Here is a 19845-nt window from a genome sequence, read left to right as displayed (position 1 = left end):
AAGTCCACCGTTTCACGTGAAACCGGGTCGCGAAAGGGTGCCTGTACGGGCGAGATGTCCGGGATGTTCCAGTGTGACGCATGAGACTCCGCTCACCGTAGTCGGAGGTTGACAGCCCGAAGCGCTGAGTGCCGGTGTGAGCGTCCTGGGGGCCCTCCTCAGATATGGGGAGTCGGTGGATGTCAGTTCAGGGCGGCACGTGAGGACTCAGGCGCCCGCAAACCCCCATGAGTGTCGGCGCTACCGGTAGACTGATGGCAATCCCGCCCACTCGCGGAACATGTCGAACGACGCAGCCGCTCCTGACCGGCACGGGGCCTCCCCGCCGGCGGCAGGAGAAGGCTCGTGCCTGTGCCAGAAAGGGCGCTTCGTGGCCGACTCCGGCGACCTCAACGAGAACATCACGGCTTCTACCGAAGAGGGGGTTTCTTCTGCCGGCGCCAGTGGCGGCTCCTCGGAAGAGAAGTCGTACGACGCCAGTGCGATCACTGTCCTTGAGGGCCTGGACGCGGTTCGCAAGCGACCGGGTATGTACATCGGCTCCACCGGCGAGCGCGGTCTGCATCACCTCGTGTACGAGGTCGTCGACAACTCCGTCGACGAGGCGCTCGCGGGCCACGCGGACACCATCGACGTGACGATCCTGGCCGACGGCGGGGTGCGCGTGGTGGACAACGGCCGCGGTATCCCGGTGGGCATCATCCCCTCGGAGGGGAAGCCGGCCGTCGAGGTCGTGCTCACCGTCCTGCACGCGGGCGGCAAGTTCGGCGGCGGCGGTTACGCGGTCTCCGGTGGTCTGCACGGCGTGGGTGTCTCCGTGGTGAACGCCCTGTCGCAGCGGGTCTCCGTCGAGGTCAAGACCGACGGCTACCGCTGGACGCAGGACTACAAGCAGGGTGTGCCGACTGCCCCGCTGGCCCGTAACGAGGCCACCGACGAGACCGGGACGTCGGTGACGTTCTGGGCCGACGGCGAGATCTTCGAGACGACCGAGTACAGCTTCGAGACGCTGTCCCGGCGCTTCCAGGAGATGGCCTTCCTCAACAAGGGCCTCACCATCCAGCTCACCGACGAGCGCGAGGCGCACGTCGACGAGGAGGGCAAGGCGCTCTCCGTCAGGTACCACTACGAAGGCGGCATCGTCGACTTCGTGAAGTACCTGAACTCCCGCAAGGGCGAGACGGTCCACCCCACGGTCATCGACGTCGAGGCCGAGGACAAGGAGCGGATGCTCTCGGTGGAGATCGCGATGCAGTGGAACACCCAGTACACCGAGGGTGTCTACAGCTTCGCGAACACCATCCACACCCACGAGGGCGGTACGCACGAAGAGGGCTTCCGCGCCGCGCTGACCGGCCTGATCAACCGGTACGCGCGAGACCGCAAGCTGCTGCGCGAGAAGGACGACAACCTCACCGGTGAGGACATCCGCGAGGGTCTGACGGCGATCATCTCCGTCAAGCTCGGCGAGCCCCAGTTCGAGGGCCAGACCAAGACCAAGCTGGGCAACACCGAGGCCAAGACCTTCGTGCAGAAGGTCGTGCACGAGCACCTCACGGACTGGCTGGACCGGAATCCGAACGAGGCCGCGGACATCATCCGCAAGGGCATCCAGGCCGCGACGGCCCGCGTCGCCGCCCGCAAGGCGCGCGACCTCACCCGCCGCAAGGGCCTGCTGGAGACCGCGTCGCTGCCGGGCAAGCTGAGCGACTGCCAGTCCAACGACCCGACCAAGTGCGAGATCTTCATCGTCGAGGGTGACTCCGCGGGCGGCTCGGCCAAGTCCGGCCGTAACCCCGAGTACCAGGCGATCCTCCCGATCCGCGGCAAGATCCTGAACGTCGAGAAGGCCAGGGTCGACAAGATCCTGCAGAACCAGGAAGTCCAGGCGCTGATCTCGGCCTTCGGCACGGGTGTGCACGAGGACTTCGACATCGAGAAGCTCCGCTATCACAAGATCATCCTGATGGCGGACGCCGACGTCGACGGTCAGCACATCAACACCCTGCTGCTCACCTTCCTGTTCCGCTTCATGCGGCCGCTGGTCGAGGCCGGGCACGTCTACCTCTCCCGCCCCCCGCTGTACAAGATCAAGTGGGGCCGGGACGACTTCGAGTACGCCTACTCCGACCGCGAGCGCGACGCCCTCATCGAGATGGGCAAGCAGGCCGGCAAGCGCATCAAGGACGACTCGGTCCAGCGCTTCAAGGGTCTGGGCGAGATGAACGCCGAAGAGCTGCGCGTGACCACGATGGACACCGAGCACCGCGTGCTCGGCCAGGTCTCGCTGGACGACGCGGCCCGCGCCGACGACCTGTTCTCCGTGCTCATGGGCGAGGACGTCGAGGCACGACGCTCGTTCATCCAGCGCAACGCCAAGGACGTCCGCTTCCTCGACATCTGAGCCCGTCGGCCCGTAACGCAGCCGCAGCTCGAAAGGACTTTGAACAGCAATGGCCGACGAGAACCCCCCTGTGACCCCGGACGGCGTGACCGCCGAGGGCGCGCCCGCCGCCATCGAAGGCGTGGGCATGCGCGTCGAGCCCGTCGGGCTCGAGACGGAGATGCAGCGCTCCTACCTCGACTACGCGATGTCCGTCATCGTCTCGCGTGCCCTGCCCGACGTCCGGGACGGCCTCAAGCCGGTGCACCGCCGCGTCCTGTACGCGATGTACGACGGCGGCTACCGCCCCGAGAAGGGCTTCTACAAGTGCGCCCGTGTCGTCGGTGACGTCATGGGTAACTACCACCCGCACGGCGACTCCTCGATCTACGACGCGCTGGTCCGCCTGGCGCAGCCGTGGTCGATGCGGATGCCGCTGGTGGACTCCAACGGCAACTTCGGTTCCCCGGGCAACGACCCGGCCGCGGCCATGCGGTACACCGAGTGCAAGATGGCCCCGCTGTCCATGGAGATGGTCCGGGACATCGACGAGGAGACCGTCGACTTCCAGGACAACTACGACGGCCGCAGCCAGGAGCCGACGGTCCTGCCGTCGCGCTTCCCGAACCTGCTGATCAACGGCTCGGCCGGCATCGCGGTCGGCATGGCGACCAACATCCCGCCGCACAACCTGCGCGAGGTCGCGGCCGGCGCCCAGTGGCACCTGGAGCACCCGGAGGCCTCCCACGAGGAGCTCCTGGACGCCCTGATCGAGCGGATCAAGGGCCCGGACTTCCCGACCGGCGCGCTGGTCGTGGGCCGCAAGGGCATCGAGGAGGCGTACCGCACCGGACGCGGCTCCATCACGATGCGCGCGGTGGTCGAGGTCGAGGAGATCCAGAACCGCCAGTGCCTGGTGGTCACGGAGCTTCCGTACCAGGTCAACCCCGACAACCTCGCGCAGAAGATCGCCGACCTGGTGAAGGACGGCAAGATCGGCGGCATCGCCGACGTCCGCGACGAGACCTCCTCGCGCACCGGCCAGCGCCTGGTCATCGTGCTGAAGCGGGACGCGGTCGCCAAGGTCGTGCTGAACAACCTGTACAAGCACACCGACCTGCAGACGAACTTCGGCGCCAACATGCTGGCGCTGGTCGACGGCGTGCCGCGCACGCTCTCGCTGGACGCGTTCATCCGCCACTGGGTGACGCACCAGATCGAGGTCATCGTCCGCCGGACGAAGTTCCGGCTTCGCAAGGCCGAGGAGCGGGCGCACATCCTGCGCGGCCTGCTCAAGGCCCTGGACGCCATCGACGAGGTCATCGCGCTGATCCGGCGCAGCGACACGGTCGACGTGGCGCGCGAGGGCCTGATGGGCCTGCTGGACATCGACGAGATCCAGGCGAACGCGATCCTGGAGATGCAGCTGCGGCGCCTCGCGGCCCTGGAGCGGCAGAAGATCACCGCCGAGCACGACGAGCTGCTGGCCAAGATCCGCGAGTACAACGCGATCCTCGCCTCTCCGGAGCGCCAGCGGCAGATCGTCAGCGAGGAGCTGACCGCGATCGTCGACAAGTACGGCGACGACCGGCGCTCCAAGCTGGTGCCCTTCGAGGGCGACATGTCCATCGAGGACCTGATCGCCGAGGAGGACATCGTCGTCACGATCACCCGTGGCGGCTACGTCAAGCGCACCAAGACCGACGACTACCGTTCGCAGAAGCGCGGCGGCAAGGGCGTCCGCGGCACGAAGCTCAAGGAAGACGACATCGTCGACCACTTCTTCGTGTCCACCACCCACCACTGGCTGCTGTTCTTCACGAACAAGGGCCGGGTCTACCGCGCCAAGGCGTACGAGCTGCCCGACGCGGGCCGGGACGCGCGCGGCCAGCACGTCGCGAACCTCCTCGCCTTCCAGCCGGACGAGCAGATCGCCCAGGTCATGGCGATCCGGGACTACGAGGCGGCGCCGTACCTGGTCCTCGCGACCAAGGCCGGCCTGGTGAAGAAGACCCCGCTGAAGGACTACGACTCGCCGCGTTCCGGCGGTGTCATCGCCATCAACCTGCGCGAGCAGGAGGACGGTTCGGACGACGAGCTGATCGGCGCCCAGATGGTCTCCAGCGACGACGACCTGCTGCTGATCTCCAAGAAGGCACAGTCGATCCGCTTCACCGCGACGGACGAGTCGCTGCGCCCGATGGGCCGTGCCACCTCCGGCGTCAAGGGGATGAGCTTCCGCGAGGGCGACGAGCTCCTGTCGATGAACGTGGTGCGGGCGAACACCTACGTCTTCACCGCCACCGACGGCGGGTACGCCAAGCGCACCAACGTCGACGAGTACCGCGTCCAGGGTCGCGGCGGCCTCGGCATCAAGGCCGCGAAGATCGTGGAGGATCGAGGAGAGCTGGTCGGCGCGCTGGTGGTCGAGGCGAGCGACGAGATCCTCGCCATCACCCTCGGCGGTGGGGTGATCCGTACGCGGGTCGACGAGGTCAGGGAGACGGGCCGTGACACCATGGGCGTCCAACTGATCAACCTGGGCAAGCGCGATGCCGTCGTCGGTATCGCCTGGAACGCCGAGGCCGGTCGCGAGGCCGAAGAGGTCGAGGCGCCGGCGGACGGCGAGCCGGCCGACGACGCGGCGCAGGGCCAGGCCCCGGCGGCCGAGGGCGAGGAGCCCGCGGCGGAGTAGCACGAGGAGTAGGTCGTGAGTGGAGCCACGGGTGCACAGGCGGGCGGATCGGACGAGGGCAGGAAGCCCTCGTCCGGGCCCGCGACCGTGACGGGCGGCGCCCGTGGCTCCGATACTGGCGGCGGCCCCCACAAGGAGGCCTCCGCCGAGGGGGGAACCGTGACCGACACCAGGCAGCCGCAGCCGGAGGCACAGCCGCAGCCCGAGCCCCGCCCGCAAGGCAGCGAGAGCCAGCCGTACGTCCCGCCGTCCGCGTACCCCGCGGGGGGCGGCAAGCCGGGGCTGCGGGTGCCCCGCCCGGGCGTCCGTACGACCCCGCGTACGCGCAAGGCCAGGCTGCGCGTGTCCCGTGCCGACCCGTGGTCGGTGATGAAGGTCAGCTTCCTGCTCTCCATCGCGCTGGGGCTGTGCACGCTGGTCGCGGTGTCGGTGCTGTGGATGGTGATGGACGCGATGGGCGTCTTCTCCACGGTCGGCGGCACGATCAGCGAGGCCACCAGCTCCGACGGCGGCTCGGGCTTCGATCTGGAGACGTTCCTGTCGCTGCCGCGGGTGCTGATGTTCACCGGCGTCATCGCCGCGATCGACGTGGTGCTGGCGACGGCGCTGGCTACGCTCGGCGCCTTCATCTACAACCTCTCGGCGGGCTTCGTGGGCGGCGTGGAGCTGACCCTGGCCGAGGACGAATGACCTGGTGCGGGTCGCCGCGGAGGGGCTTTCGCGGCCGGCCCGGTCATCGATTTGGGTCATGGCTCTGAAGTGCGCTAATCTTTCGGTGCAGCCAGCGAGGCGGCAACAAGCCAGGGGCTATAGCTCAGACGGTTAGAGCGCTTCCCTGATAAGGAAGAGGCCACAGGTTCAAGTCCTGTTAGCCCCACCGGCAAGGATCGGCCCGGACGGAGAATTCTCCGCCCGGGCCGATCTCTTTGTGCTTCTCCGGAGTTGGGGTCGGACTAGGTCACCGATTGATATCGACCGGTGTGTATCATCGGCCCCCGAAGGTCCCCTACGTCAACGAAAGACGAGGTCGCGCGGTGAAGAAGCTTCTCCTGGTCGCACTGGCCGCCATCGGCGGGCTCCTCGTGTACCGCCAGATCCAGGCGGATCGCGCCGAGCAGGATCTGTGGACGGAGGCGACCGACTCCGTGCCCGCAGGTTCGGGCGTGTGAGCCCCAGTTCCGTACGTACGTGACCCCGGTCCCCGCTCGGCGGTGGCCGGGGTTTCGTCTGTCCGGGGCCGTTGCGGGACTGTGACGCCCGATGGGTTGCGTTTGCTAAAGCACACCACTAGGTTGCGATGGCAAACTCGATCGGTGGGCAGAGGGGGCAGGGCGACATGGCACGACGACGCCGGAGGACGGCGGCCGCGCTGACCGGGGGGCTGCTCCTCACGCTCCTGAGTGCGCCGCAGGCGTCCGCCGAACCGTCCTTCACCAGCGCCGGCATGGTCATGGTGCTGGACTCCTCCGGCTCGATGGCGGAGCCGGACGGCTCCGGGCGAACCCGGATCGCCGCGGCCCGCAAGGCGGTCGGCACCGTCGCGGACGCCCTCCCCGACGGTTTCCCCACCGGGCTGCGCGTCTACGGCGCGGACAAGAACCGCGGCTGTGACGACACCCGCCTCGTCCAGCCGGTACGGCCGCTGGACCGGGCCGGTCTGAAGAAGGCCGTGGCGGGCGTCGAGCCCAAGGGCGACACCCCGATCGGCCTCTCGCTGAAGAAGGCCGCCGCCGACCTCCCACGAGGCGGCGACGGCCGCCGCACCATCGTGCTCATCTCCGACGGCGAGGACACCTGCCAGTCCCCGCCGCCCTGCGAGGTCGCCAGGGAACTCGGCAGGTCGGGCGTCGACCTGCGGATCGACACCATCGGCTTCCAGGTGCGCGGCAAGGCCCGGGAGCAGTTGGAGTGCGTCGCGGAGGCGGGCAACGGCCGCTACTACGATGCCCCGGACGCCGATGCCCTGGCACGCCAGATGCAGCGCGCGAGCAAGCTCTCCGCCGACGGGTACCGCTTCCGGGGGAAGCAGGTGCGCGGCACACCCGCACGCTCCGGCGCGCCCACCATCGCGCCCGGCCAGTACCGGGACACCATCGGCCCCGGTGAACGGCGCTTCTACGAGGTGCACCTCGACGACAGCGCCACCGCCGACTTCGCCGCCACCGCCGTCCCGCACCCGGGCGCCGCCGTCGACACCACCACCGTGCTGCGCACCCAGCTCGCGTACGGCACCGACAGCGCATGTGAGACCCGCACCGAACTCTTCGGCCAGAACGAGGGCGCCACACCGCTGACTTCGGGCGTCAGCCGGGTGCCGTCGCAGGACGGCCACGGCAGCTGCGACAAGGCAGGCCGCTACTGGTTCGTCGTCGAACGCGAGGCCGCCGACGGCTCCGACGCCGCCCGCTGGCCCCTGGAGCTGACCTACCGCAGCGAGCGGCCCCTCAAGAAGGGCGTCATGCCGGCCCGGTCGGAGCCCGAGTACGGCGCCGGCGGCAAGGACGCGGTCGTGCCCTCCGGCACCCCGAAGGACGTCACCGGCGGCACCGGCTTCAACGACGCCAGGAAGATCGGCGAAGGCGCCTGGCGCGACAAGGTCCTGCCCTCGCAGACGCTCTGGTACAAGATCCCGGTCGGCTGGGGCCAGCAGCTGCGCTACGACGTGGAGTTCGCCAACGAGCCCACCGTGAAGGGGTACAGCGCGCAGACCTCGTACGGCGCCACGCAGGTCTACACCCCGGCCCGGCAGCCCGTCGGCAGCGGCACCGGGGAGTTCACCCCGCAGACGCCCTACAACGGGCGGCAGACGGCGCTGCGCATGGGAACCGTCCCGGTCAGCTGGACCAACCGCTACGAGAGCGACCCCAACGTCGTCCCCGTGCACCGCGCCGGCGACTTCTACCTGGCCGTCACCCTCGGTGCCAAGGCTGCGGAGATCGCGGATAATCCGCGGATCGGTGTGGTCCTGCGGGTGGCCGTGTTCGGCGACGCGAAGAGCGGGCCCCAGGCGCATGCGGCCGTGGTGAAGGATTCCGCCTCCGCCGCGGACAGCGGCACGGCCGGCGGTGGAGGATGGGCGGCGCGTCCGGTGATCGCCGCCGTCGGCATCGGTGCGGGAGCCCTGCTCCTCGCCGGCCTCGCGGTGGCGTACCTCAGGGGCCGGAGCAGGCAGCGCACGACCGGAACGGGCTCGGGAGGGGCAGGCACGTGGTGAGGCGGCGCACGATCAGGAGGGGGCTGGCCGGCCCGGTGGCGCTCGGCGTCCTGGCGCTCCTCCCCGGGGTGGCCACGGCGGACACGAAGCTGCCCACGTACGCGCCCGCGCAGGACGCCACGCCCGTCAAGGGCCGGGCGAGCACGGCGGACGCCCCGTCCATCCGCCCCGGCACGTACACCGACTCCATCGGGCGCGGCGAGGAGCGGCGCTACGCCCTCAACCTGGACACGAAGACCACCGCGTACGTCTCGGCGGTGGCCTCGCCCGCGCCGGAGAGCAAGGTCGAGGACTACACCGACGGGCTGACCGTGTCCCTCCAGGACAACAGCGGCACGACCTGCGGCACGGACGGCGACGTGCGGTACCGGGGCGGGGAGACGGCCTACCCCCTCGCCGCCTACGCCACCCGCCGCGTCGGCAGCGACTTCTCGGAGTGCAAGCAGGCCGGCCGGTACTACGTGGTGGTGAAGCGTTCCGGCGACGCCACCTCGGGCCCCGACCGCTGGCCCCTGGAGCTGCGCTACATGACCGAGCCGCAGCTGAGCGGCCCGGCTCCCCAAGAGCCCGGGGAAGGCAGCTGGAGCAGCGCCACGCCCGCCGCGCCCTCGGGGGGCGCGGAGAAGCGCGTCACGGGAGGCACCGGCTTCAACGACGCCGCCTCGGTGGGGAAGGGCCGGTGGAGCGACCGCATCCGGCCCGGCGAGACCCGCTTCTACCGGGTGCCGGTGGACTGGGGACAGCGGCTGAACGTCAGCGCCGAGCTGCCCAGCGCGCCCAAGCAACCGGGGGTGGGCGTCTCGACGTTCACCCCGGACGCGTTCGGCCTGACCGCGTACAACCCGGCGCGCGGCGTGGTGAGTGACGAGGCCTTCGCCGCGTACGAGGGCCGGCAGAAGGAGGCGCGGCTGTTCACCCCGCCGGTGCACTACGGCAACCGCTTCGGCAACGACGAGTCCGTCCGGGCGATGAGCGTCGCGGGCTGGTACTACCTGGAGGTCTCCCTCAACCCGGACGCGGCGAAGTTCTTCAAGAAGGGCGCGGACGTCACCCTGCGGGTGGACCTCAAGGGAGCGGCGCAGGCCGGCCCCCGGTACGCGCGGCCCGCCGCGGACTTCTCCGTCTCGTCCGAGGACCGGGAGCTGGCCGAGACGGGCCGTACGGCGTCCGAGGCGGAGCGCCACGGGCACCTGCAGACGGTCGGGTTCACCGGCCTCGGCGTCGGTGCGGTGCTGCTCGCCGGGCTCGGCGTGTGGACGGTCGCGGCCCGGCGCAAGGCCGCGGCCGGTGCCACGGCGGTCACGGGACCGGCCGCGGGCGCGCCGGGCGGCCCGGGAGCCCCGGTGCCCGGGCAGCAGCCGTACGACGGCCGGAGCGGGCCTCAGGACGCCGGACGGGGACTCGGGCAGCCTCCGCGGGGCCGGTGAACCCAGGACGCCGCACAGGCCCGTCAGCGGCCTCGCGCGGGCCTCTCCGGCCGTACGCGCGCGTCAGCCGGCGGTCAGCGCCCAGACGCCCACCGCGATGCACAGCAGCGCGACGACCAGCACCGGCACGGCGACCTTCGCGGGTGGCCCGGTACGTACGGGTTTCGCGCCGTGCGCAACGGTCCCGGCGGGTGCCGGGGCCTGGCCGGGTACCCGCGGCTGCCCAACGGTGTAGGGCCGGGTGAGCGGCAGGTCCCCCCGTACCGGCGCGGTCGGCTCGTAATGCCGGAGGGGCTGCGCGGGCGGCGTACCGGGCGGCGGATGGGCGGGCCCCGGTGCGAGCGGGACCCCGGGCCCCGAAGGGGACGCGTCGGGGCCCGCCACCGGGAATCCGGGGCCGGACAGGGACGGGTCGGGACCGTGCGCCGGGAGCGGCGCCGGAGTGGACGGCGTGGGCGGCCCCTGCGGGAGGGGCGGCGCCAACGGGAAGCTGCCGGACGCCGACACCGAAGGCCCGCTCAGGTCGCCGCCTCGTGCACCCCCGCCCGTCGGCCCTTCGGGCCCGTACCCGGAGGGCAGCGGCCCGATGTGGTCGAAGACCTCGACGATCTCGTCCTCGACCGTCTCCTCGGGCAGCAGCTCGACGGCCGACAGGAGCGCTTTGCGGGCCCCGTTCGCCGTCCGGAAACGCGCGTCGGGATCCGGGTGCAGCAGACCGGCCAGGACCTGCCACAGCGGCTCGGGAACGTCCTCGGGCGCCCCGGGCACCCCGTGCTGCACGAAGAGCTCCACCAGCGCCTGGGCGTCCGGCTTGCTGCCGGTCAGCAGGAACAGGCCGAGCAGGCCGACCGCGAAGAGGTCGGCGGGGAAGTCCGGCTCGGAGCCGAGCAGTTGCTCCGGAGCGAAGTAACCGGGCGTCCCGACCACGTAGTTGGTGTCGGTGAGCCGCGGCTCCCCCTTGCGCATCGAAATGCCGAAGTCGGAGACGCGCACGTGCGGCCGCCCCGTACCGGTGGCCTCCAGCAGGATGTTGGCCGGCTTGATGTCCCGGTGGACCACGCCCTCTTCGTGCACCGCGGCCAGACCCGAGAGCACCTGGTCCAGCAGCAGGCACGCATAGCGCGGCGGCAGCGGACCGTAGTCACCCACCAGGTGTGCCAGCGAACCGCCGTTGACCAGGTCCATGGTGAACAGGACCTTGTCGTCGTCGGCGGCCCAGCTGGCCGGCGCGAGCACATGCGGGTGATCGATGCGCAGCGCCTGCTCCCGCACGAAGCGCAGCAGCGTGTGCGCGTCGCTCTGCTGCAGCACCTTGGCCGCGACGTACCGGCGGCGCCGCTGGTCCCAGGCGCGCCACACGGCGCCCACCCCGCCCCGCCCGATCGGGTCGATCAGCTCGTACCTGCCGGCGAAGACCTCACCCATGGCGCCGCGTCCGCTCCCTCACAGCATGCGTGACTAGTTCTGGTGCGCTTCGTAGTGGGCCACCGCGTCCGCGGTCCGACCCGCCCCGTAGACCCGCAGGAACTCTGCCAGTTCGGGGTGGGTGGCGGCGAGAGAGTCCGCCGCGTCGATGATGTCGCCGGCCGCCGCGACCGACCGCAGCAGCGACTGGATCTCCCGCACGACACGACGCACGGTGGTGGCGCCCGTGGTGGAGGTCTGCGTGGTGTTGTTCAGGACGGACCCGCCCGCCGTCTTCTTGATCTCGTCCATCCGCTCGGTGGCCTCGGCGGCGCTGACACTGCCGTCGGCGACCTGGCTCGACAGCTCCTGGAGCGCCTGCACACGCTGGACCACCGCGGGGTTGCCGATCTTCGCCCGCTGGCCGCTCATCAGCTGCGACAGCATGGGAGCCGAAAGCCCGAGCACGGCGGCGAGACGGGCCTGATTGAGGCCGAGATCGTCGATGAGACGCCGGAAGAGCGCCCCCAGAGGCTCCCCGTACCAACTGCGCTGCAGCTCCCGAGCGCGCGCGGTGGCTTCCTGCTGTGCTGCGTCCATGGCGTCTCCCCTTCGCTTCGCTGCCGCGAATCTCGCGAAGCATCCTACGGAGAGCGACCGTCCGGAGCGATACCCGGTCGGGAAAGCGGGCGGGTACCGGGTATTCTGGTGCGCGACGGGGCCTTAGCTCAGTTGGTAGAGCGCTGTCTTTGCATGGCAGATGTCAGGGGTTCGACTCCCCTAGGCTCCACAGAAGAAGCCCTCCGAACTGCGGAAACGCGTTCGGAGGGCTTTCTGCTGCGGCGGCGGGACCACGATCCCGCCCGCCTTACGGCTGTCCGTGGCGTTCGTCCGCCTCGGATTCCGCCTGCTTCGCCTGGACCTCGGGGTCCAGGACCGCGCCGGGGCTGCCGTCCACGGCGCTCAGCGGGGTGCGCTCGCCGACCTCGGTCGCGGCGGGCGGCTCGACCAGCCAGTCGGGGTTGGCCTGCTTGTCCCACCACTTCCACGCGGCGTAGGCGCCGCCGGCGAGGATGCCGAGCAGGGTGACCCGCTTGAGGGCCTTGCCGGTACGCGCCCGGCGGCGGTGCTTCTTGGCGAGCTTCTCGATCTCGGCTGCGGTGACATTTCCGCGCAGCGCCGCCAGCGCGGCGGATCCGCGCAGCACGGCCTCCTCGCGGGCGGGCTCGGCCGCGGCACGGGCGTTGCGTACGGCCTTCTCCACGCGCGGTGCGGTGTAGTCGGTGGCCTGCCGGGCGGCCTTGCGGGTACGGGCCGCGGCCTTGGTCGCGGCGGCGTCGACCTTCGGGGGCAGCGCGCCGCGGGCGTGCTCCAGGCGGGGCTGCAGCCGCGCGTCGTACTGGTGACGGGCCTGATGCGCGGCCTCGCTCACCTTCGGGGCCAGTTTCGTACGCGCCTCATGGGTGAGGTGCACGGCGGTCTCCTTGGCCGTGCCGGCATACGGAGCCACCACCTCCGCGGCGTGCCGCACGCTCTCCTTGGCCGTGCCGGTCGCGGCGCGCACGCTGTCCTTGCGGGTCACGGGATCCTCCTCATCGGGTGGCGTGTCCGGGCTCGGGGGCGCTTGCCCACGTCTGCTGTCTCTCGCCTCTCCGCCCGCTTGCAGATCATGCCTGCGCAGCGGGCGTACGGCACGTGCTGGCGGGCATCCGGGTCAATGCGGACTTCGGGCGCCTTGTGATGACAATGCCACGGTTCGGCGCGGCGTGTGCCGCTTAGGCGGCTTCCGGCCGCGGTATCGCGATTCGGCGGTTTCTCGCCCCCTGTCTGCGTTTCCTGTCGTCCGGCCGGTACCGGTCGATGACCGCTTCCCGACCGGAATGTACGGGTCCCCGCTGACGGGCGCGGGAAACGTCGGGGTGGGGGGGAAATCAGTGCGAACACCGGTCGTGAGGTGGCGTGCGGGGGACGGGCGCGGCCGTTCGTGCGAGGATCGGGAACCGTCAGTGAAGACTTATGGAAGGTAGATCGTGGCTGAGCAGCTCTACGCCACCCTGAAGACCAACCAGGGCGACATTGAACTTCGGCTCCTGCCGAACCACGCCCCGAAGACGGTCAAGAACTTCGTCGAGCTCGCCAAGGGCGAGCGTGAGTGGACGAACCCGGCGACCGGTCAGAAGTCCACGGACAAGCTGTACGACGGCACTGTCTTCCACCGCGTGATCAGCGGCTTCATGCTGCAGGGCGGCGACCCGCTGGGCAACGGCACCGGTGGCCCGGGCTACGAGTTCGCCGACGAGTTCCACCCCGACCTGGTGTTCGACCGCCCGTACCTGCTGGCCATGGCCAACGCCGGCCCGGGTACCAACGGCTCGCAGTTCTTCATCACCGTGTCGCCGACCGCGTGGCTGACCGGCAAGCACACCATCTTCGGTGAGGTCTCCAACGAGGAGAGCAAGAAGGTCGTGGACGCCATCGCGACCACCCAGACGAACCCCCGCACCGACCGCCCGGTCAACGACGTCGTCATCGAGCAGGTCGTCGTCGAGACCCGCTGAAGGGCGTCGCCGCCGAGCAGGCCGTCGGAACCCGCCCGCCTCGGCGAGGACGCGCCGGCACCGCCGGTCACCCCTGCCCGCGCCCGGCCGCGGGCGGCGTGGAACCATGACGCCCCGCCCGGTCGTAGACCAGGCGGGGCGCGCAGCGTGTCGGTGCCGCGGGCCACTGACGACGAGGGGTAGCGATGGAGCAGGCGCCAGGTAATCCGCAGGAGCCGCGGGACGCCCAGGGCGGAAACGGTTCGCCGGAGGACCGGAACGACGCGCGCGGCTGTTACCGCCACCCCGACCGGGCCACCGGCATCACCTGCACCCGCTGTGACCGGCCGATCTGTCCGGAATGCATGGTCAGCGCCTCCGTCGGCTTCCACTGCCCGGAGTGCGTACGCGGCGGCAGCGGCACGGGGCACGCGCCGGGCGCGAACCGGCCCCGCACGGTCGCCGGCGGCGCCCTGACCGCCGACCCGCGGCTGCTCACCAAGATCCTCATCGGCGTCAACACCGCGGTCCTCGTCGCGGCCCTGGTGCTCAAGGATCCCTTCGTCAACGCGCTGGACCTGGTCGGCTGGGCCTTCGACCCCGGCGAGCTGCATGTCGTCGGCGTCGCGCACGGCGAGTGGTACCGCCTGATCACCGCGATGTTCCTGCACGAGCAGGTCATGCACTTCGCGTTCAACATGCTTTCGCTGTGGTGGCTGGGGCCGCCGCTGGAGGCGGCGCTCGGCCGGGTCAGGTTCCTCGCGCTGTACTTCCTCGCCGGACTGGGCGGCAGCGCCCTGTCGTACCTGCTCGCCGCGCAGAACCAGCCGTCGCTGGGCGCGTCCGGCGCGATCTTCGGGCTGCTGGGCGCCACGGCGGTGCTGCTGCGCCGGCTGAACTACGACATGAAGCCGGTACTGATCCTGCTCGGCCTCAACCTCGCCTTCACGTTCCTGTGGCCGAACATCGCCTGGCAGGCCCACGTCGGCGGCCTGGTGGTGGGCGCCGCCGTGACGTACGCGATGGTGCACGCCCCGCGCGGCCGCCGGAACCTCGTCCAGGCCGGCGCCTGCGTACTGGCGCTCCTGGTGATCGTCGCGGTGGTCTGGGTACGCACGGCACAGCTGACGGGGTGAGGGGCCGGCCTGCGGGGGCGGGTGGCTCGGCCCCGCCCGGGGCGGTCCCGCCGGGGGACTGAGGGCCCGCCCTCACCGGAAACGTCGGCTTGTTTTCCCACAGGAAACGGCCGACCCGCGTCCCCCACAGGAACACCGGTATACCCACAGGCCACTCGTGGGGAGTGACCGGCCGTTCACTTGTCCACAGCTCGTGTCGCCCCCTGCGCGCACCGTGCAGAATCCCGGCAAGGGGGGCCGCTGCAGGGACGTTTTCCCAGTACAACCCAGTGGTCCCGGGGCCTCCGCGCCACCCGCCTCCGGTGTGACCGGCGTCAACCCCACGGGGGTTATCCACAGATCTTCTGAAGTTTTCCCCGGCTGTGGATAACCGTGTGGATGGTCTTGGGCACAGCTTGCGTTCAGCGCGCCTTCCGGGCCCGCTCCGAGGCACGCAGCCACGCCGCTCTACGGCATGCGAGGCCGCATCGCTCCATGGAACGACGGACACACCGGGCCAGTACGCGTCGAGCCGGCCCGGTGACCCAGTCGCACCTGCCCGGTGATCAGGCAGAGCGGAAGGCCGGGGCTACTTCCGCCGCGTGGAGACGGGCCGGGCTACTTCCACTGCGTGGAGACGCCGAAGCCCACCGCGATGAAGCCGAAGCCGGCGACGATGTTCCAGTTTCCCATCGACTTGATCGGCAGATCGCCCTCGGTCACGTAGAAGCACACGATCCAGGCCAGGCCGATCATGAACATCGCCAGCATCAGCGGCGCCACCCAGCCCCGCCCTGAGTTCAGCTTGATCGAACTGGTCTGCTTCGCCGGCGGCGGCGTGAAGTCGTCCTTCTTGCGGATCCGTGACTTCGGCACGAGGAACTCTCCTGTCGATGCGCTGCGTAACCGCGCGGATGTACAAGGCTGGCGCCGGTCGGGGGGCGTCGGGGATCGGGTGCTCCCCCCGGGCGTCCGTTAGCGTAGTGCTTCCGCGGCGTCGTAAGGAGTAAGGGTACGTTGAGCAATTCCGCTGACTCCCCCGGCCGCCGTCCGCGTCCGCGGCTGCGCCCCGTACGGCTGTTGACGCTGGCGGTCTTCGCGCTCGCCGGACTGCTCTTCTGGATCAGCTTCGACACCGCACGCGGCACCAACCTGCGCTCGGACGATTCGATGCTGCGGCTGTCGGACCTCATCCAGGACCACAGCCAGAAGAACAAGATCCAGGACGAGCGCAACGCCTCCCTCCGCTCCGACGTCGACCGGCTCGCCGACGAGGACAGCGGCAGCACCGATGCCGACAAGGCCCGGGTGCAGGCGCTGGAGAAGAACGCGGGCACGAAGAAGGTGTCCGGCCAGGGCCTCTCCGTCACCCTCACCGACGCCCCGCCCAACGCCACCGCCAAGATCCCCGGCGTGCCCGAGCCGCAGCCCAATGACCTGGTCATCCACCAGCAGGACCTGCAGGCCGTCGTCAACGCCCTGTGGAAGGGCGGCGCCAAGGGCATCAAGGTCATGGACCAGCGGCTCATCTCCACCAGCGCGGTCCGCTGCGTCGGCAACACCCTGATCCTCCAGGGCCGCGTCTACTCCCCGCCCTACACCGTCACCGCCGTGGGCGACCGCCAGGCGCTCTCCGACGCGCTCAACACCTCTCCCGCGATCCAGAACTACCTGCAGTACGTCGACGCCTACGGACTCGGCTGGAAAGTCGAGCCGCGCGGAACGATGACTCTGCCCGGTTACTCCGGCACAGTGGATCTCCACTACGCACAGCCCGTGCAGCCGTAGCGCGCGTCGGCGCGCGCCGGAGCGGGGAGGCAGGGGCGCCAAGCTCCTTGGGGCGGTGGCCGGGTGACGGGAGGGCGGGGGCATGTCCGTACGGTGGGTCGTCAGGACCTTCAGTGAGCTGTGCCTCACCGTCGGCAGCCTGATCGTCCTCTTCGTGGTCTACGTGCTCTTCTGGACCGGCGTACGGGCCGACAGCGCGATGGACGGCGAACTCGGCAGACTGCAGGAACGCTGGTCCACGGGGCCGGTCGCCACCGCCTCGCCCGCCCCCGGCGGACCGTCCCCGGACGGCACCGCATCTCCGAGTGAGGGCGGCCCGTCGGACGACGGACCGCCGCCGCAGCCCGCGTACCGGGACGGCGAGCCCTTCGCCGTCATGTACATCCCGCGGTTCGGCCGCGACTGGGCCAAACCCGTCCTGGAGGGCACCGCCACCGGCACCCTGAAGAAGGGCCTCGGCCACTACGCCCGCACCGCCCGGCCCGGCGCCACCGGCAACTTCGCCGTCGCCGGCCACCGCCGCACCTACGGCGACCCGTTCAAGGACTTCCCGCGGCTGCGGCCCGGCGACGCGGTCGTGATCAGCGACGGCACGACGTGGTTCACGTACCGCATCGACAAGCGCCCCTACCGCACCCTCCCCGGCGACATCGGGGTCATCGACCCCGTACCGCGCAAATCCGGCTACGAAGGTCCCGGCCGTTACCTCACCCTTACGACCTGCGAGCCAGAGTGGGGGCACAGTCACCGGCTGATCGCCTGGGCGCACCTGGACGCGACCGAGCCCGTGGCCGGGGGACGTCCGTCCGCATTGCGCAGCTGAGCCACACCGCCGGGACTCGCCCCTTACTCTGGTGGGGCAAATGACCATTGGCATCGGCAAGTAGGGACAGCATGTACGGCTGGATCTGGCGGCATCTGCCGGGCAACGCATGGGTGAAGGCACTGATCTCGCTCGTGCTCGCGCTGGCGATCGTCTTCCTGCTCTTCCAGTACGTCTTTCCATGGGCGGAGCCGCTGCTGCCCTTCGGCGACGTCACGGTGGACCAGGGAATGGGGGCCGTCCGATGAGCGCGAAGATCCTCGTCGTCGACAACTACGACAGCTTCGTCTTCAACCTCGTCCAGTACCTCTACCAGCTCGGTGCCGAGTGCGAGGTGCGGCGGAACGACGAGGTGGAGCCGGGGCACGCGCAGGACGGGTTCGACGGCGTCCTGCTGTCGCCCGGCCCCGGCGCGCCCGAGCAGGCCGGCGTCTGCATCGACATGGTGCGGCACTGCGCGGACACCGGCGTGCCGGTCTTCGGCGTGTGCCTGGGCATGCAGTCCATGGCGGTGGCGTACGGCGGCGTCGTCGGCCGCGCCCCCGAGCTGCTGCACGGCAAGACGTCCCTGGTGACGCACGAGCACAAGGGCGTCTTCCAGGGCCTGCCCTCGCCGTTCACGGCCACCCGGTACCACTCCCTGTCGGTCGAGCGGGACACCCTGCCGACCGAGCTGGAGGTCACCGCCTGGACGGAAACCGGCCTGGTCATGGGCGTACGCCACCGCGAACTGCAGGTCGAGGGCGTGCAGTTCCACCCGGAGTCGGTGCTGACCGAGTGGGGCCACGGAATGCTCGCCAACTGGCTGGTCGAGTGCGGTGACGAGGGAGCTGTGGAGCGTTCGACGGGGCTCGCCCCGGTGGTCGGCAAGGCCGGCGCGTGACCGCGCTCCGCCCCGAGCGCGAAGGCACGTCGTCGTACGGTCCTTACGATCCGTACGGCGACCCTGCCGCGTTCGAGGCGGCCGTCGGGCAGCTCGGCGATCCCCTCACGGACCCGCTGCCCGGCCAGGACGACGGCGGACAGGGGGCGCAGCCGGTCCAGAACCAGCAGGCTGCCTCCGCGTACGACCAGGCAGCCCGCCCGTACGAACAGCCTTCCGGCTTCCGGCCGGCTGCCGACCTCCAGCAGCCCTCCGACTTCCCCTCGGTTGCCGGCTACCAGCAGACTGCCGATTACCAGCAGCCCGCTGCCTACGAGCCGACCGCCCTCTTCGACCGCATTCCGGCACACGACCAGCCTCCGGCACCGGGCCGGGCTCCGGCGTACAACCAGCCTTCGGCGTACGAGCAAGGTCCGGCCCACGACCGGGCCTCGGCTCAGGCGGCGCTCGCCGCTGCGGACACCGTCGTCGCGCCGGCAGTTCCGTCCCTGCCCGCCGATGACGAAACGATGGCGCTGCGGCAGGCGGACCCGAAGGCCGTGAAACGGCCCGGGGACGCTGTTTCACGTGAAACCACGCCTCCGACGACCGGTGGCCGCGCCGAGCGGCGCAGAGCGGCGCAGGCGGCCGCCAAACGGGGCGGCAGACGCGGCCGCCACGCCACCCCGGCCTCGGAGACCCCTCCCGAGCCTGCTCCGACGTCGAGGGTCGCCGCACGCCAGGCCGCGCGTGCCCGCAAGGAGAGTGTCGGCGTCGTCGCCAGCCGGATCACCGGAGAGGCGTTCATCACCCTCGGCGTGCTGATGCTGCTGTTCGTCGCGTACCAGCTGTGGTGGACCAACGTCCTGGCGCACAACGAGGCGGGCGGCGCGGCCAACAACCTCCAGCAGCAGTGGGACAAGGACGGCGAGGACGACAAGCGCGCGGCGGGTGCGTTCTCGCCCGGCGAGGGCTTCGCGATCATGTACATCCCGAAGCTGGATGTGAAGGTCCCGATCGCCGAGGGCATCAGCAAGCACGAGGTCCTGGACCGCGGCATGGTCGGCCACTACGGCGAGGGCAAGCTGAAGACGGCGATGCCCTGGGACAAGACCGGCAACTTCGCGGTGGCGGGCCACCGCAACACCCACGGTGAGCCGTTCCGCTACATCAACCGGCTGGTGAAGGGCGACAAGATCGTCGTCGAGACCCGCACCCGCTTCTACACGTACGAGATGGCGAGCATCCTTCCGCAGACCCTGCCCTCCAATGTCGGTGTCATCGGCCCGGTCCCGCCCGGCTCCGGTTTCACCGGGCCCGGCCGGTACCTCACGCTGACCACGTGCACCCCGGAGTTCACCAGTACCTACCGGATGATCGTGTGGGGCAAGATGGTCGAGGAGCGACCGCGGAGCAAGGGCAAGCCGGATGCGCTCGTCAGCTGAGCACCATCAGGGGGTACCACGCGGTGACTGCCACCGGACAGGACGCGGACGTCGAGGGGACCGATGACAACGGGTCGTCGACCGATGACACCGGGTCGTCACGGACGTCCGGGGCGCCCGGCGCGGCGTCCCGGCCCGCGCCGCGGAAGGTA

Annotated in this window: 17 protein-coding genes and 2 tRNA genes; 15 read left to right on the top strand and 4 right to left on the bottom strand. The window is 70.5% G+C overall.

Annotated features, from left to right (window positions below):
* Positions 1 to 370: 370 nt before the first annotated feature.
* The 7 genes from gyrB (at position 371) to ACIGQF_RS30170 (ending at position 9719) form a co-directional block, all read left to right on the top strand.
* Positions 371 to 2404 (top strand): DNA topoisomerase (ATP-hydrolyzing) subunit B, encoded by a 2034-nt coding sequence (gyrB, locus tag ACIGQF_RS30200; RefSeq protein ID WP_399716690.1) that lies wholly within the window; start codon positions 371 to 373, stop codon positions 2402 to 2404.
* A gap of 49 nt (positions 2405 to 2453) precedes the next feature.
* Complete coding sequence (gene gyrA / locus ACIGQF_RS30195; RefSeq protein ID WP_399716687.1) at positions 2454 to 5078, top strand: DNA gyrase subunit A; 2625 nt, start codon at positions 2454 to 2456, stop codon at positions 5076 to 5078.
* Between the two features lie 15 nt (positions 5079 to 5093).
* On the top strand, positions 5094 to 5768 hold the full coding sequence (locus ACIGQF_RS30190; RefSeq protein WP_399716684.1) for a DUF3566 domain-containing protein: 675 nt from the start codon (positions 5094 to 5096) through the stop codon (positions 5766 to 5768).
* Positions 5769 to 5881: 113 nt separating this feature from the next.
* Positions 5882 to 5955 (top strand) — tRNA-Ile (locus tag ACIGQF_RS30185).
* A gap of 157 nt (positions 5956 to 6112) precedes the next feature.
* Complete coding sequence (locus tag ACIGQF_RS30180; RefSeq protein ID WP_003958712.1) at positions 6113 to 6247, top strand: DLW-39 family protein; 135 nt, start codon at positions 6113 to 6115, stop codon at positions 6245 to 6247.
* Positions 6248 to 6414: 167 nt separating this feature from the next.
* Entirely contained in the window at positions 6415 to 8292 is a 1878-nt protein-coding gene (locus ACIGQF_RS30175; RefSeq protein ID WP_399716682.1) for a VWA domain-containing protein, read from the top strand.
* Positions 8286 to 9719, top strand: coding sequence for a hypothetical protein (locus tag ACIGQF_RS30170; RefSeq protein WP_399716679.1), 1434 nt, complete (start codon positions 8286 to 8288; stop codon positions 9717 to 9719). The genes ACIGQF_RS30175 and ACIGQF_RS30170 overlap by 7 nt, the downstream gene beginning before the upstream one ends.
* 63 nt (positions 9720 to 9782) lie before the next feature.
* Here the strand turns inward: ACIGQF_RS30170 and ACIGQF_RS30165 are convergent, their stop codons facing one another.
* Complete coding sequence (locus ACIGQF_RS30165) at positions 9783 to 11144, bottom strand: serine/threonine-protein kinase (RefSeq protein WP_399716677.1); 1362 nt, start codon at positions 11142 to 11144, stop codon at positions 9783 to 9785.
* A 33-nt stretch (positions 11145 to 11177) separates the two neighbouring features.
* Complete coding sequence (locus ACIGQF_RS30160) at positions 11178 to 11723, bottom strand: DNA-binding protein (RefSeq protein ID WP_361553396.1); 546 nt, start codon at positions 11721 to 11723, stop codon at positions 11178 to 11180.
* Positions 11724 to 11840: 117 nt separating this feature from the next.
* Between ACIGQF_RS30160 and ACIGQF_RS30155 the strand changes: the two genes are divergently transcribed.
* A tRNA-Ala gene (locus ACIGQF_RS30155) sits at positions 11841 to 11913 on the top strand.
* 78 nt (positions 11914 to 11991) lie between these two features.
* Here the strand turns inward: ACIGQF_RS30155 and ACIGQF_RS30150 are convergent.
* Positions 11992 to 12705 carry a DUF5324 family protein gene (locus ACIGQF_RS30150; protein ID WP_399716673.1) on the bottom strand — a complete coding sequence of 238 codons (714 nt, stop codon included), beginning with the start codon at positions 12703 to 12705 and terminating at the stop codon, positions 11992 to 11994.
* 448 nt (positions 12706 to 13153) lie between these two features.
* Here ACIGQF_RS30150 and ACIGQF_RS30145 point away from each other — a divergent pair, with 448 nt between their 5' ends.
* The gene (locus ACIGQF_RS30145) at positions 13154 to 13681 is read left to right on the top strand and encodes a peptidylprolyl isomerase (protein WP_399716670.1); all 528 of its coding nucleotides are present in this window, start codon (positions 13154 to 13156) and stop codon (positions 13679 to 13681) included.
* Between the two features lie 185 nt (positions 13682 to 13866).
* Positions 13867 to 14796: a rhomboid family intramembrane serine protease gene (locus tag ACIGQF_RS30140; protein WP_361553404.1), complete on the top strand. Its 930-nt coding sequence runs from the start codon at positions 13867 to 13869 to the stop codon at positions 14794 to 14796.
* Positions 14797 to 15393: 597 nt separating this feature from the next.
* Here ACIGQF_RS30140 and crgA read toward each other — a convergent pair.
* Positions 15394 to 15651 carry a cell division protein CrgA gene (gene crgA / locus ACIGQF_RS30135; protein ID WP_030615198.1) on the bottom strand — a complete coding sequence of 86 codons (258 nt, stop codon included), beginning with the start codon at positions 15649 to 15651 and terminating at the stop codon, positions 15394 to 15396.
* Between the two features lie 141 nt (positions 15652 to 15792).
* Between crgA and ACIGQF_RS30130 the strand changes: the two genes are divergently transcribed.
* From ACIGQF_RS30130 to ACIGQF_RS30110, 5 genes are all read left to right on the top strand, one after another.
* Entirely contained in the window at positions 15793 to 16563 is a 771-nt protein-coding gene (locus ACIGQF_RS30130) for a DUF881 domain-containing protein (protein ID WP_399716667.1), read from the top strand.
* 82 nt (positions 16564 to 16645) lie between these two features.
* A complete protein-coding gene (locus ACIGQF_RS30125; protein WP_399716665.1) occupies positions 16646 to 17386 on the top strand; it encodes a class E sortase in 741 nt (246 codons plus the stop codon).
* A 71-nt stretch (positions 17387 to 17457) separates the two neighbouring features.
* The gene (locus ACIGQF_RS30120) at positions 17458 to 17634 is read left to right on the top strand and encodes a hypothetical protein (RefSeq protein ID WP_361553413.1); all 177 of its coding nucleotides are present in this window, start codon (positions 17458 to 17460) and stop codon (positions 17632 to 17634) included.
* Positions 17631 to 18269, top strand: coding sequence for an aminodeoxychorismate/anthranilate synthase component II (locus tag ACIGQF_RS30115; protein ID WP_399716662.1), 639 nt, complete (start codon positions 17631 to 17633; stop codon positions 18267 to 18269). The genes ACIGQF_RS30120 and ACIGQF_RS30115 overlap by 4 nt, the downstream gene beginning before the upstream one ends.
* Complete coding sequence (locus tag ACIGQF_RS30110; RefSeq protein ID WP_399716660.1) at positions 18266 to 19693, top strand: class E sortase; 1428 nt, start codon at positions 18266 to 18268, stop codon at positions 19691 to 19693. Before ACIGQF_RS30115 ends, ACIGQF_RS30110 begins: the two co-directional genes overlap by 4 nt.
* The last annotated feature ends 152 nt before the right edge of the window (positions 19694 to 19845 follow it).

Origin of the sequence: Streptomyces sp. NPDC053560 (assembly GCF_044544605.1) — a bacterium.
Taxonomy (GTDB): domain Bacteria; phylum Actinomycetota; class Actinomycetes; order Streptomycetales; family Streptomycetaceae; genus Streptomyces.
The sequence above is the reverse complement of the archived record's forward strand: the minus strand, read 5'-3'. Positions and strand labels throughout refer to the sequence as shown.